11 protein-coding genes are annotated in these 14220 nt (G+C 52.0%); 8 read left to right on the forward strand and 3 right to left on the reverse strand.

Going from position 1 to position 14220, the window contains the following annotated elements; translation table 11 throughout:
* Positions 1 to 74 precede the first annotated feature (74 nt).
* The 5 genes from AABA21_RS00815 (at position 75) to AABA21_RS00835 (ending at position 6299) form a co-directional block, all read left to right on the forward strand.
* Positions 75 to 2261 (forward strand): GMC family oxidoreductase, encoded by a 2187-nt coding sequence (locus tag AABA21_RS00815; RefSeq protein WP_338246839.1) that lies wholly within the window; start codon positions 75 to 77, stop codon positions 2259 to 2261.
* A 102-nt stretch (positions 2262 to 2363) separates the two neighbouring features.
* Positions 2364 to 3185 carry a creatininase family protein gene (locus AABA21_RS00820; protein WP_338246841.1) on the forward strand — a complete coding sequence of 274 codons (822 nt, stop codon included), beginning with the start codon at positions 2364 to 2366 and terminating at the stop codon, positions 3183 to 3185.
* A 20-nt stretch (positions 3186 to 3205) separates the two neighbouring features.
* A complete protein-coding gene (locus AABA21_RS00825) occupies positions 3206 to 4363 on the forward strand; it encodes a mandelate racemase/muconate lactonizing enzyme family protein (protein ID WP_338246843.1) in 1158 nt (385 codons plus the stop codon).
* A 142-nt stretch (positions 4364 to 4505) separates the two neighbouring features.
* Entirely contained in the window at positions 4506 to 5288 is a 783-nt protein-coding gene (locus tag AABA21_RS00830) for an HpcH/HpaI aldolase family protein (protein WP_338246844.1), read from the forward strand.
* A 27-nt stretch (positions 5289 to 5315) separates the two neighbouring features.
* A complete protein-coding gene (locus AABA21_RS00835; protein WP_338246847.1) occupies positions 5316 to 6299 on the forward strand; it encodes a hydroxyacid dehydrogenase in 984 nt (327 codons plus the stop codon).
* 63 nt (positions 6300 to 6362) lie between these two features.
* Here AABA21_RS00835 and AABA21_RS00840 read toward each other — a convergent pair whose 3' ends face one another.
* Positions 6363 to 7004, reverse strand: coding sequence for a pyroglutamyl-peptidase I (locus AABA21_RS00840; protein ID WP_338250982.1), 642 nt, complete (start codon positions 7002 to 7004; stop codon positions 6363 to 6365).
* A gap of 1173 nt (positions 7005 to 8177) precedes the next feature.
* Here AABA21_RS00840 and AABA21_RS00845 point away from each other — a divergent pair.
* Complete coding sequence (locus AABA21_RS00845) at positions 8178 to 9695, forward strand: hypothetical protein (protein WP_338246849.1); 1518 nt, start codon at positions 8178 to 8180, stop codon at positions 9693 to 9695.
* 305 nt (positions 9696 to 10000) lie between these two features.
* Positions 10001 to 10231, forward strand: a complete 231-nt coding sequence (locus AABA21_RS00850; RefSeq protein ID WP_338246851.1) for a hypothetical protein — start codon at positions 10001 to 10003, stop codon at positions 10229 to 10231.
* Between the two features lie 253 nt (positions 10232 to 10484).
* On the opposite strand, the gene AABA21_RS00855 is transcribed toward AABA21_RS00850, so the two are convergent.
* Together AABA21_RS00855 and AABA21_RS00860 are read right to left on the reverse strand one after the other, a co-directional pair.
* The gene (locus AABA21_RS00855) at positions 10485 to 11711 is read right to left on the reverse strand and encodes a pyridoxal-phosphate-dependent aminotransferase family protein (protein ID WP_338246852.1); all 1227 of its coding nucleotides are present in this window, start codon (positions 11709 to 11711) and stop codon (positions 10485 to 10487) included.
* A 77-nt stretch (positions 11712 to 11788) separates the two neighbouring features.
* Positions 11789 to 12772 carry a 2-hydroxyacid dehydrogenase gene (locus AABA21_RS00860; protein WP_338246854.1) on the reverse strand — a complete coding sequence of 328 codons (984 nt, stop codon included), beginning with the start codon at positions 12770 to 12772 and terminating at the stop codon, positions 11789 to 11791.
* A gap of 601 nt (positions 12773 to 13373) precedes the next feature.
* Between AABA21_RS00860 and AABA21_RS00865 the strand changes: the two genes are divergently transcribed.
* Complete coding sequence (locus AABA21_RS00865) at positions 13374 to 14126, forward strand: pentapeptide repeat-containing protein (protein ID WP_338246856.1); 753 nt, start codon at positions 13374 to 13376, stop codon at positions 14124 to 14126.
* The last annotated feature ends 94 nt before the right edge of the window (positions 14127 to 14220 follow it).

The raw sequence follows: 14220 nt of genomic DNA on the forward strand, positions 1-14220 counted from the left end.
TAAATCCTATAATACAAGCAAATCTTTCATTCCATTCATACACACTGATGTTAAACATTGAAAAAGAGTAAGGCATGAACATTAATATACATGAGGATCAGACACTTCAGGCTCTCATAGATCGGGTTATTCCCGCTGATGAGTATCCTTCCGGCTGGGAGGCCGGTGTTGGTGACTTCATTGAGCGCATCCTCTCCACAGATCTCACGGTCAGGATCCGGTTTGTTGAAGAAGGGTTGGGTCTACTACAACAGGAGTCCCGTGCCCGTCACAATGATACCGACTTCGCCAACCTTCCACATGAGGCACAGGACAAGATCATCGAGGACTTGCTAGCAGGCAAGACTGCCATTGATTGGATGATATCGGCCACCGAATTTATCATGTTGATCATTCGGCTCACTATCCAGGGATTTTATAGTGATCCCGATAATGGAGGAAACCACGATGCTATTTCATGGAAAATGATCAATTATCACATGGGTCCAAGAGATGCCTTCTGGCCAACAATTGACGCGACTCCACCACAGACCATATCCTGGGATACTATTTCTTCATCCTATGAAATCATTGTTGTTGGGGCCGGTGCTGGTGGTGGTGTGGCCGCTTGTGTGCTGGCTGAAGCCGGGCATCGCGTGCTCCTCATCGAGCGTGGAGATTGGTTAACTGCAACCATGCTACGGCCCGATCATCTGCGCAACCAGCGAACAATGCTGGGGTATGATACGCCAGCCGGGCCACCTGCGGATGGAAATCCGCGCGTGCATTCAACCTCTGCGGGTGACGCTATCGTGAACCCCACAGATCCGCAGTGGAGTAATAATGCGATGACAGTTGGTGGAGGAACAAGAGTCTTTGGCGCTCAGGCATGGCGCTTTTGTCCGGAAGACTTCCGCATGGCCACCACCTATGGCATCCCTGAGGGGAGTTCTCTCGCCGACTGGCCAATAACGTATGAGGATCTTGCACCCTTTTATGATCGAGCAGAATGGGAGATCGGTGTGTCTGGTGATCCTTCAGGTGATAGCATCGCTGGCCCTCGCGCACGTGGCTATCCTATGCCACCACTCCATAGCAATACCGCTACCACCGTATTGCGCCGCGGTGCGGAGGCACTTACCCAAAAGACCGGCCCTGTTCCATTGCTTATCAATTCAGTGGCACGCGATGGCCGAGGTGCCTGCCTTCGTTGCGGCGCGTGCGTCGGCTTTGGTTGCCCCGGTGAGTTTAAAAATGGGACACACAATACCGTCATTCCACGAGCGATTGAGACCGGTCGCTGTGATGTCCTCATCAGCACCCAGGTCGAACGGCTCCTCACCGATACAAACGGCGTCGTCACAGGCGTTGCTATAGTGACTGATGCCAATGGATATATCCAGCGGCGCACAGTGAATGCAGGCCAGGTTGTACTCAGCGCTGGTGCTATCGAAACTGCACGCCTCCTGCTCAACAGCACCTCAACCCAGGAACCCAATGGAATCGGCAATAATTACGATCAGGTTGGGCGTAACCTGCAGGGGCATGTCTATACTGGTGCTCTTGGCATATTTGATACACCTATTCAGGATTGCTACGGACCAGGGCCAACTATATCTACCAATGATTATCGTCATCACAATGATGGCATTATTGGGGGCGCAATGCTGGCAAACGAATTTGTACCGACTCCACTCAACGTCTGGAGCACGCTCACCACATCGCATATTATTTCCCTCTGGGGAATCGCCGGCAAACAGGGGATGCGTGATCTTTACACGCGACTCTCTCTTATCCAGGGACCGATCCAGGAGATACCCAACCCAGAAGCACGTGTCACACTCGATCCCAAAGTACGTGACAAGTTTGGTATGCCAGTGGCCCGTCTTAGTGGCAACATTCATCCAGAGGATTATAAAGCAGCCGATTTCATTGCGAATAAGGCAGCCGAATGGCTCACAGCGAGTGGTGCAAAGACTGTCATCCCATTATCCAGGAGTAAAAGCGAAGGACCAAGCGGAGGCCAGCATCAAGCCGGTACATGTCGGATGGGAACAGATCCAGCTACATCAGTGACGGATAAATGGGGAAGACTCTGGGGACACCAAAATGTGCATATAGCTGATGGGTCAATTCATGTCACCAATGGTGGCGTGAATCCGGTTCTCACCATTCTGGCCAATGCATATCGCATCAGTGATCACCTTGCAATCAAACTTGCGGCAGAGGAAAACGTCATAGAGAACACGTCAAAAAATAGTGTCAACGTAGTGAGAGAATAGAAGAGCTTTTCTAAAAAGAAGGATGTGAGGAAAGGAAGAGACGGAAGATTGAGGAGCAAAGTTCTCTGTTAAGCTGCTTGCAACAAATGAAGGAGGTCTGGTATGTCTGCACTCACCGAATACAGATATAATCGGCTCACATGGCCAGAAATGAATGATGCCATCAAAATGCAAAAAGTGGTCATTTTACCAACCGGTTCAACAGAACAGCATGGCCGACACCTGCCACTCGATACAGATGTTTTTCTAGCTGAAGAGGTCTGCCTGGAAGTGGGTCGTCGGGCATCGGACCGTGTGCTGATACTACCACCTATTTCTTATGGGCTCAACATGCATCATATTGACTTTCCAGGTACCATTCATATTGAGCCAGATGTGTTTATCAACTTCTGCTTGAATATCACGAAAAGCGTAGCTTATCATGGTTTCCAGAAGATTCTCCTTATCAATGGTCACGGCTCCAATACTGCGTTGATTGACATTATCGCACGCAAAACCATTCTCGAAACGCAGTCGATATGCGCGGCACTGACATATATTCCTTTAGGAATGGACGCATTCAATCAAGTAAAGGAAAGTGAGACGATTGCCCATGCCGATGAGTATGAGACCTCACTCTACCTTTACCTTGCCTCAGAGCGTGTACAGGTACATGAGATGCGAGTAGACGATGATGTGACTGGTAAGTATATGAGCTCTGATAGCACGTCTAACTTCCCTGTTCGCATGAGCGATTATTGGGGGAGATGGACAAAGCATGGGGTACATGGTGATCCCTCCAGAGCAACGAAGGAGAAAGGAAAGATCATCTTTGATGCGGTGACATCCCGTCTTATTGAGATCGTCGATGAATTGCGTGCCTGGCCAGTCGCTGAACGTGTTGATCAGCATATTTCCCCGATCCAAAGTCAGATTCGCTGGTAAAGATTCTTGTGGAGGATGTTATGAAGATACGAGAGATCCATGCTATCGGCTTACGTGGTGGTACCCCTGAGGGAGGGTGGAGTCATGAATTGAAACCAGATGAATGCGTGCATACGCTCCTTGTTGTGCGGACAGACGAGGATCTTTTCGGTCTGGGCAGTGTGTTTTCTAATGATGCACTTGTACGCAGTGCCCTGGAAGTGTTAGCGCCTTTGTATACAGGTGAGAATGCGTTAGAGCCAGAACGTGTAAGTGAGAAGTTGCATCAACACACATTCTGGCTTGGGCGAGGTGGAACAATTACCCATACGATTAGCGGTATCGATATTGCCCTCTGGGACCTTCTTGGCAAAGCAACGGGGCAACCTGTTGGGCGCCTGCTAGGGGGATATTATCGTGATCGTGTCCGCCCCTATGCCTCCTTACTTATCCAGGATCCAGATCCGCTAGCTGAAGAGTTGTTACATTATAAGATGCAGGGGTTTCGAGCATTTAAGATTGGCTGGGGGGATTTTGGACGCCAGAGCGACACACGAGATGAAACAATCGTGCGCGCCGCGCGCGAAGCCATTGGAGAAGATGCGCTTCTGATGGTGGATGCTGGTGGTAGCGATGCCTTCTGGAATCAGGGGTACAAGTGGGCGTTGCGCACGGCACAGATGCTGGCAGACTATAAAGTGACCTGGTTCGAAGAGCCGCTGAGGCCTGATGCCATGGAGGATTATGCACTATTACGGCGTGCGGCACCGCTCCCTATTTCTAGTTGTGAAGTTCTGACACGCCGTCAAAGTTTTCTTCCATGGTTACAGACCGGTGCCGTTGATATTGTGCAGCCTGATGTGACCAAAGTCGGTGGTCTTAGTGAGTCACGCCGCATCGGTTGGTTTGCTCAAGCATATGGTATTCGGCTCATACCGCATGGGTGGAATACTGCAGTAGGGCTGACTGCTGATTTGCATCTCGCAGCAGCTTTATCTGATACCGATCTTATAGAATATAAGACGGGTTCGCCCTACATAGATGAGATTGCCGTTGACGATTGGCATCTGGATGCAGAAGGGATGTTATCCATTCCCAGGACACCGGGCCTCGGTCTGAAACTGGATGTAGATGCGCTGATAAAATACACTGCCAGCGAGGCACTGGCTCCAGAGCTACGTGGCCTCCTTCAATCCTGACCGGATGGAAGGAGCCAGTATCGATCTATTGGCTCCTTATTCTCATTCTTCTGGTTAAACTTTAGAATATGCGTAGCATACTTATAGAGTACTACATGCTAATTCACGCAAATATTTAACAGCCAAGAAAGAAGGATCTGCAATGCGAAAGAATCATGTCAAGCAACAACTTAAGCAAGGTGAACCATCGTTGGGTGCATGGTTAAGTCTGGCCAGTACCACGGCGACGCGGGTGATGTCACGGATTGGTTTTGATTGGCTTTTGATTGATATGGAGCATAGCGCCCAGAATCCTGTGCTCATGGCAGAAATGGTGGCAACTATTGCCGATGCGGGTACGAGTGGGCCTCTCGTGCGCCTTCCCTTCAATAGAGTTGAATGGTTCAAATGGGCCCTGGATGCCGGTGCATGGGGTGTCGTCGTACCTATGGTTAATTCGCGTGAAGAGGCGCAATATGCGGTAGATTGTGCAAAATATCCTCCCTTTGGGAATCGCAGTATCGGCGGGACATTTGCTCCCTATGGATTTGGCACAACCAATCGACCCCAGTACAATCAGGCTGCCAACGATGAGACGCTCCTGGTCGTACAGATTGAAAGCAGGGAAGGACTCGAGCACGTGGATGAAATCCTGTCAGTTCCAGGGATTGATGTTGCATTCGTAGGGCCAAACGATCTTCATGCGCAACTCGGTTTTCCTCCCAGTTATGAGGGGACAGAGCCTGAATTTGTCGCTGCGCTGGAGACCATCAAAGCCGGAGCCATAAAGCATCATGTTGCTCTGGGCATTATGAGTGGGGATGGGAAAGCTGCAGCCGCGCGAGTGCAGCAGGGCTTCCAGATGGTCTGTGTCACCGCGGATGTGGGTAGCATGATAGCTGCAGCAACCCAGAATCTGGAAATAGCGCGGAGAGCTGAGAAGTAGCCGAGGCGGGAAAGGAGATGCTGTTTTATGACTCCACAGGTTTGGACAGGCGTGGTGCTGCAGCCGCAGCCTCTGGCATTACTTGAGGACATCGCCACTGTCATCACCAGCGCCATAGGGGAGAGCGCTGAGTGGTATAGAGAAGCCATGAATGCTGACGTTATTTTCGTGCGAGGGTCCATCTTCGTGACCGGTGAGGTAATGGATCATATTGGTCCACGTTTGCGTCTCATTGTCCGCGCTGGAATTGGGGTCGATCGGGTTGACCTTGCTGCGGCGACCGAACGTGGTATTATGGTGATTAATACGCCTGATGGTCCCACAGAATCTACCGCGGAACATGCCGTTGCGCTTATTCTGAATCTCTGCAAACAGGTCGCGGTGGGTGACCGTCGTCTTCGCTCGGGTCGTCCATTTCCGCCACTCACAGAGCTGATGCCAGGGCTAGAAGTTGCCGGGGCCGTCCTGGGACTTATTGGTTTAGGCCGCATTGGGACGCGTGTGGCGGCGATCGCGCAGGTCCTTGGTATGAAAGTACTCGCATACGATCCCTTTATTGATCCTGCACGAGCAACGGATCTTGGTGTGGAACTCCTTCCCGATCTTGCTACATTGCTTCCTCGTGCCCGGGTCATCTCGTTACATTGTCCTGCTATGCCAGAGACGCACCATATCATCAATGCAGAGACGCTGAACCTGATGACACGAGGGAGTTATCTTGTCAATGTTGCGCGTGGTGCATTGATCGATCATGATGCGCTTTTCGATGCCTTGCAATCGGGCCAGCTGGCAGGAGCAGGACTGGATGTCTTTGATCCCGAGCCGCCAATAGCTAATCATCCCCTGTTTAGCTTACCCAACACCATTTGTACCCCGCATATTGGCTCATATACGACAGAAGGCTTGTTCCGTATGCAAATGATGGCCTGTGAGCAAGTGGTAAGTGCCTTGCATGGAAATCGACCAGTCAATCTTGTCAATTCAGGCGTGTGGGGGCACCAGCGACGCTGAACCCACAAGGACTTCGACAGAGAGGCCAGTAGTCAATCATACTGGCCTTCTTTTATGCAAAGGTTAGTAAATAGCTCCGCCTGGAAGCACTTCATCGTCAGGGTGCTGTATCGCCACTTCGATAGCAATCTTGGCTGCGCTCAAAACATCCGCATAACTCATGGCTGGCTTTGAAGAATCAGTGATGATGTCCTCTGTATAAGGAACATGGATAAAGCCACCGCGTGCGCTAGAAGCCCTGGTGTAGTGCCGGAGAAGGTAGAAGAGTCCATTGCACAGATACGTGCCAGCAGTATTAGAAACAGAACCGGGTATGCCGGTATGTTGCCAGGATGCTTGAATTCGCTTAATGGGAAGTCCGGAAAAATAGGCATCCGGGCCTTCCGGAACGATAGGGGTATCTATCAGTTTCTTACCATCGTTATCGGGTATTGAAAAGTCGAAGCAGTTAATGGCCACTCTTTCTATAGCCATGCCTTTTCTTCCACCGGCGAGACCAAAAGCAATGACCAGGATCTCGTCATCAAGACTCTCTTCATAAAGCAATTTGGCATAATCATATATTCCCTGAACGGTAACAGGCAAGAGATGCAACTGAAGTGATGCGCCGTCAATACAGTAGCTATCAAGGTCTTCAATCAAGCGGGCCGTGGGATTTGTTTTTTCCTTTCCAAACGGTCCGAAGCCAGAAATGTGTACTTTCATGATTTTCAATCGTGCGGATACCCCTGACTTCAGGCAGGGGAGGAAACACGCCTCCTTTTTTCAATACAGTTCTTCAAGAATGCCCCCGAAGGGGAGGAGAAGAAATATGCGGTTTCTCCTCCTAACCAGAGATGGCTGGTACCCTTTTCCGCACAAAGTAACGTGTGCCTCGCCGAGGATACCGGGCTGCATATCCGCTGAGCACTGCCTCGAACCCCGTCTGGCTGATGAACTCAGTAGTTGTAGAGCTTGGGACTGGCAAGCATCCCAAGGTACGTTCTTGAACACTCCCGATATCATAGCCCGATAGCTTTCCGAAGAAAGCCCTGGCTGGGGCTGGTCAAGTCCAGGCTTGCAATAGCCGGGCAGAAGTCACCCCTATTTACAAGTCTCCGCCTTCAGGCGTGGGGTACTTGACGCGATAACTAACCTTCCATCTTTTTGTCTTCTCTCGTCTGTGATAAGTGGATGCACATCTATATATATTCCTCGTGAAGCTGCAGTGATAACATCAACTGCTTCGGCATCGCACGCCGACTGTTCGAACTCCGGACATATATGAGACATATATGAATAGCATACGGTATGCAGGCAGTCTCAAATCGTATTTCGGCTGGTCTCCAATGGTGGTTCAGTCTGGAGTAACGCTCGACTCGGGTGGGGAAAACGCGTGGAGGGACATATATCTCGCCTCAGAGAATCAGGCAGGAGCGCATGAACAGCTTTGTTCCCTCCAACTTCACCGATATATTCTTCCAAACGGGAACATCTATATTATAACATGGAAAGAATACCAGAATTCTCCAATCTTGTTCAAAGTCTCCAGTAGCTCTTCGCCCATGAATATACCTGGTGACGTGTGGGCTAAAAGTCCTGGTTTGATGAAATTGCTCCCTTTTTACTGGTAATAAACTGTATAGTGGAGCAGAAAAAAGAACAAGGAACATTGAAGAGCACCGAGATAGTGCTTCTCACAAATACAGTGTGCCTGATACCTTCTGTGAGGAACGAGAAGTGGCAGAGCCGGTCATGTCATATTTGTACGTGCGCCCTGCTATTTCCTGCTAACCTGGAATAGGCAAAATAACATATTTGGATGACGAAGCATAGAGGCAGGCGCGTATCTAGCTATCTGGTGCATTTTTCTCTGATCCTGCTTTGGGATTATTTTTCATGAGTAAAGAACATGTTACACCGCCACGGCGGCAGTTCATTGATCCAACGACAACATTTTATGGCAACCGGCTCGTACATGCTTCTCAGGCATCGAAGCCTGTATTACCGTCTCCTCTGTTGACAGAGGAGCAGGCCGGTCCGGTCCAATCGGCTGCAACCGCAGAGCCAGCGTCCTCGCTTTGGACCCTCATTCAAGACAGCCAATTATCGGATGCCTGGCAAATCGGGCCGTATGGAACGCCAGTACAGAACCAGCGGGATACAGAGCGGCCACGGATGCATTCGTCTCAAACACGAAACCGCCGACCGGCACAGAAGGCCAGACGACGGCCATCCCGTAAGAAGCATGCGCTCCCCTGGCTGATAGTGTGCAGTATTATCACGATCGTTGTGCTTGTACTCACCCAGGGCAACGGTACGGTAGGCGCCTGGAGTGCCGACGAGTTCCGAGAAATCGCCGGTCCAGTTGCGGCGGCACAGGTTGAGGCCTGGTACCTCGATCTGCAAAATAAGTTCAATCAACTACAGTATCAACTGGGTCTGCAACATATCACTGCGCCCTCACAACTACCATTGACAATGGCAAAGTCCGCTCCGCCTCCAGCACGAGTTGCATGGAAGGCCATGCCCCTGCCTTCCATGCAACCACTCATCTCCCCTGTCCTCAAGGGTGAAGGAAGCTGGAATATGCTGGAGCAGGCGCCGGGCCCCTATGCCTACCTGCCTATTGATGCCAGTGCATTTATCCGGCCTGATCCTCACTACCCCTATGCTATTGTTACGCTCTTGCAGTTCGATATGCGCTTTTCGCGGCTGCATATCGTTGCTGGCACGCAGGAACCGGGCGGACCACTCCACGCTTATGGCACAGGAAGCATTGCTCAAGCTGATCAAGCAGGCAACACGCTCCTGGCCGTTTTGAACGGAGGGTTTAAGTACGCAGATGGTGCCTATGGCCTCATGACCGATGGTAGAGTCTATGTGCCGCCACAACCAAACGTCGCTACGATTGCCATTACACGTAACGGGAAACTGATAATAGGGTCCTGGGGCGTCGATCCAGAGCTCAATAGCCAGAATAAGAACCTGCTCGCCTGGCGTCAGAACGCTTCACTCCTGATCGATCACGGGGCGATCAATCCTCTAACAAGGGATGGCGCGGCTTGGGGAGGTACAATATTGAATAAGGAATATACCTGGCGTTCAGGCCTTGGCATCACCGCCCAGGGGAATCTAATCTATGCGGCCGGCAATGCGCTGCTGCCGGAAACACTGGGAAAAGCGCTATCGGCGGCCGGTGCGGTTATGGCAATGGAAACAGATATTAACCCATTCTGGACCCGCGCTTTCTTGTATCAGCGCAATAACAACGGGACGCTAACCATCAACAAGCTCAATACCCAGATGCAAGGCACGGGCAACGAGTATCTACAGGCGGATCAACGCGACTTCTTCTATCTGACGCGCTATACTCCAGCCACTATAACGGCAACTAACAGGTATCCGTCACGATAAGGCGAGGCTTGAGATGGACTTCCCCCGTGTCCATGTGGGAGCAGCATTGCAGAGACGCGGCCGGTAAAGGTTTGCTCGCCAACCATTTCCGTTATAGACTTATCCTTGTGGGGCAACAGGAGAGATAGGACTGGCATGCACGTTTTTAGAAGGCTTTGTGTTTTTCCATCTCTACCATCTCATTCGTCGCACGGCAGGGAAAATAAAGACTTCCTTCGCAGAAACATGGCAATACTTGCCACGTTCTCCCATGCAAACAGAGGAAAGAGCAGTTGATGTCAGACACAAGAGAAGGAACGCAGTCAATGCGATCTACTCCTGCAGAAACATTCCCAAACATCCTACCAGTCCACCCAACGACCTTTATCGGACGGGAGCAGGAGATCGCTCGGTTTTGTGCCTTACTCCCGATTACCGCGCAATTCCGTACGACCCTGGTGTTCGTGAAGCTCCACGGCTCCTTTCAACTGGCTAGCTCCCAGGTGAGCGCTCTTGGTCGATCACCCAGCTTCGTACAAACCGCGCCCACTCCTTAAGATTTGACAAGGATTTACACACACGCATAGCAAGGGGTTCGGCAGGAACATCTCACTGTGTGAGATATCGCAGCTAATAGCCCATAAGGAACGTCTATCGGGCTATTAGCCGGAGTGAAGCAACGGTCGCTGAGCGCATCGATACGTTCCCAGGCACAGGGAATCATTGTTTCCCTTGGCGATGGCGCATCGGGTTCTGGTCACCATCTCCCATCTCCTTAAGGAGCACGAGCCGTATCACGAACGAGGGGAACTAATGCGCCTGGTAATGGGCTTCGGCAGCTTTGAGGGCTGCGCCGGGTTGGGAGAGTGTGTAGCCGCATTGAGGCAGGACATGTTCCAGGGTACTCAAGACAGTGTAAACATTCTGGCGGCTGGCGTTGTAGCCCATCAGTCCGATGCGGATGAGGCGGCCTTTCAGCTCACCGAGTCCGCCTCCGACCTCGATGCTATATTCGTTAAGGAGGGCCTTGCGCACCGCTACCTCATCGACGCCTTCGGGAATGAGGATGGCCGTGAGCACTGGAAGCTGATAGCCGGGCTGGGCAAGCAGTTCCAGGCCCATAGCTTTGATGCCGGCCTTGAGGGCATCTCCATGGAGCTGATGGCGCGCAAAGCGGGCTTCGAGTCCCTCGGCATGCGCGATGCGCAAGGCTTCGTACATCCCATACACAAGGTTGCTACAGATCGTATGGTGGTAGGAGTGATCACCGTTCCAGTAGCGATTGAGCGCCAGGAGATCGAGATAATAGCTCTGGACGGGCGTGCGGCGCTTCTTGATTACCTCAACGGCGCGCTCATTGAGCGTCACAGGGGCCAGGCCGGGCAATGCGCCGATACACTTCTGGCTGCCAGCATAGGAGGCGTCAATATGCAGAGCGTCGACCTGCACGGGCAGACCGCCCAGAGCACAGACGGTATCGACCACAAAGAGCGCGTTGTGAGCGTGGGTCACACGCTCAAGGTCTATGAGTGGCTGATGCAGCCCTGTCGAGGTCTCCGCGATGGCGGTGGCAAAGATTTTCGCCTCGGGATGTTCCTTGAAAGCTTGCTCAAGGACTGCGGCATCCAGGGGCTGGCCTGGCTCAGTTGCCAGCACAACGACATGAGCCCCGGCGCGGCGCGAGATATCAACAATCTTGCCGCTGAAGTAACCCAGGCTTCCTGCGATCAGGGTATCACCAGGCTCAAGCAGATTGGTCAGCACGGCCTCGGCCCCCGAGAAGCCCGAGCCAGATACGCAGCAGGTCAACTCGTTCTCGGTCTGGAAGAGCCAGCGCAGCAACACAGCGGTCTCCTGCATAATCGCAAAGAGCTCTGGATCGAGATGTCCCAGTTGGGGTGCGGCGCCCACACGCAGTACACGCGGATCAACATTGCAGGGACCAGGCCCTAGCAGCAGACGATAGGAAGGATTCAGTTCAGGAGGCGTAGCCCCCTCTGAGGAACTTGTATAGGTGTGGGCACATATTTGTGACATAGGGAACATTCCTTTCTCGTCATGTTCTAATGTGGTACCAGGTGGTTTTCAACTACCCGGCACCACACCAGAACGGATTATCCATTGACCTGGTTGGGTGGACGCTGGCCCTGGACGTGGGCCACAATGTTCTCAGCGGCCATCATTGCCATGCGCGTGCGCGTTTTGAACGAGGCGCTGGCAATATGGGGCACGAGAACCACGTTCTCCATACTCAGAAGCTCAGGTTCAACGGCGGGTTCGTGCTCGAAGACATCGAGACCAGCCCCGGCGATCCGCCCTGATTGGAGGGCGTGTACAAGAGCCTTCTCATCCACCACGGGTCCGCGCGCGGTATTGATGAGGATTGCCGACGATTTCATCAGCGCCAGCTCGCGCTCGCCGATGAGGTGGTGGGTAGTGGGTGCGTAGGGAACGTGCAGGCTCACAAAGTCAGACTGGCGCAAGAGTTCCTCCAGTTCAACATAGGTAAGCCGATAGGAGGCCTCGATATCTGCCGGAAGACGACGCGTATTGTAGTAGCGCACGTGCATATCAAAGCCTCCGGCACGCTTTGCCATGAGTTGGCCGATACGGCCGGCTCCAATGATCCCCAGCGTCGAGCCGTGGACCTCGGCCCCGCAGAAGAGAAGAGGACCCCAGCCAGTGAACTTGCCTGCACGCAGGAAACGCTCAGCCTCGGGTACGCGCCGGGCGGTTGCCAGGAGCAGGGAGAAGGCCAGGTCGGCGGTCGTATCCGAGAGAACACCCGGAGTATTGCTGACCATAATCTGCTGGCGGGTCGCGGCCTTGACATCGATATTGTTATAGCCGACCGCCATGTTCGCCACCAGTTTGAGGCGCGGTGTGGCGCTGGCGCAGGCCTCCAGTACGCGTGCGTCAATGGTATCGGTCAGCAGGCAGAGCAGATAGTCATGGCTGGGGGCACGACGCAGCAATTCTTCCGAGGACCAGATAACGCCCTCGTCCATATTGGCCTCAACCTCGCCAATGGAGTGCAGGAGGGAATAGGCATCGGCGGGAATTTTCTGCGTCACAAGAATCTTCGGTCGCTCAGACATGCAAAGACCTCCAGGAAAAATAGGAATGGGAAAAAGGAGTAGCTGTACTTCATTCTAACAAACGAGTCGCTGGAGGTGCAAGCTATAGTATATATTTTGAAAAAATTCCCTTGATGTTCTCCTAGGGATAGTGCATCAAATTGGAAAAGAAAGCTGGAATAGATGAGGTTTCACCACTTTTGCAGCGGAGTGAAATCTTCGAATATACCCTTCTCTGAGAAGGAAAGAGCATGCAGAGTCATGCTAAAGGAAAGCACTCGTCTCTCCCTGATTATGCCGGTGCCTTCTCGCTGTCCAGTGCAGCATGAACACATACCGTTCCACCATTAAACCATTCTCCGGTCTCCACGCAAACACAATCAAAAAACCCGCACCTCAGCCAGGCTTGAAACAAGATCAACTATCCACACGAAACCATCTATTTTGACATTCGTTCCACAAAACTTGCTGCGAAGCGGTAGAGAAAGGACCAGAGACCATTATACGTAGAAGACAGATACAAAAAATGCCTGGACATATCCAGCACCAATCTCGCTGAGGCGGAAAGTGATATACTAGAGATGAGCTGTCTCGCTGTTCCTTTTGATGGAAAGGATACCTCATGGCAGATCAGTCAGTGGTCGAACAACTCAAACAAGGAACACCCATCTGGAATGAGTGGAAAGCCAGGCAACCCAGAGACCCTTTGCTCGATCTCAGTGGAATCAATTTTGCTGAGGCCAATGTCCACCTGGAGGGGATTGACCTGACCTTCTGCGATCTTCGAGGATGTAACCTGAGCGGGTTTCAGGCACCAGCCGCTCACTTCAATTTTGCTGACTTGCGAGGAGCAAACCTGAGTCGAATGAATCTCCGCTCGGCCAATTTTGAGTTTGCAGACCTCAGTGGAGCCATCCTGGCAGGGGCACTCCTGGAAAGAGCTTCCTTTGGAGTAACCAATTTGACCGGTGCAAACCTGAGTGGCGCAAACCTCGGAGAAGCCAATTTGAGCAATGCCAATCTTCATCACACGACGTTGGCGGGTGCAGATCTATGGAGAGCTTTGTTCCTCCAATCATCACTTAAAGGGACGGATTTCAGCGCCTGCCTTCTCTCGAGTACCGTGTTTGGGGAAGTCGATCTGCGTGAAATCCGTGGTCTGGATCACATCAGGCCTGATGCAGAGGTGTATCTGGATATTCACAGTCTCTATTGGTCGGAAGGGAACATTCCTGAACCGTTTTTGCGCGCAGCTCATCTTCCCCCGTCCTTTCTTGCTTTGCTTCCGACCCTCAATTTTGAAGAAGATGATGATGACAGAGAGGGGAATGAACCTGAACCCCCTGAAGAAAACGTGAAATCACAGACTTCCTGAGCTCATTATTGCCTTGCTTTCTCTGGATCACCCAGAAAATGCGTCAATACCATGTCTGATAACATTCACAGAACGAAGACGGCCTCGGTTGCCG

The sequence above is a fragment of the Dictyobacter halimunensis genome (assembly GCF_036245075.1).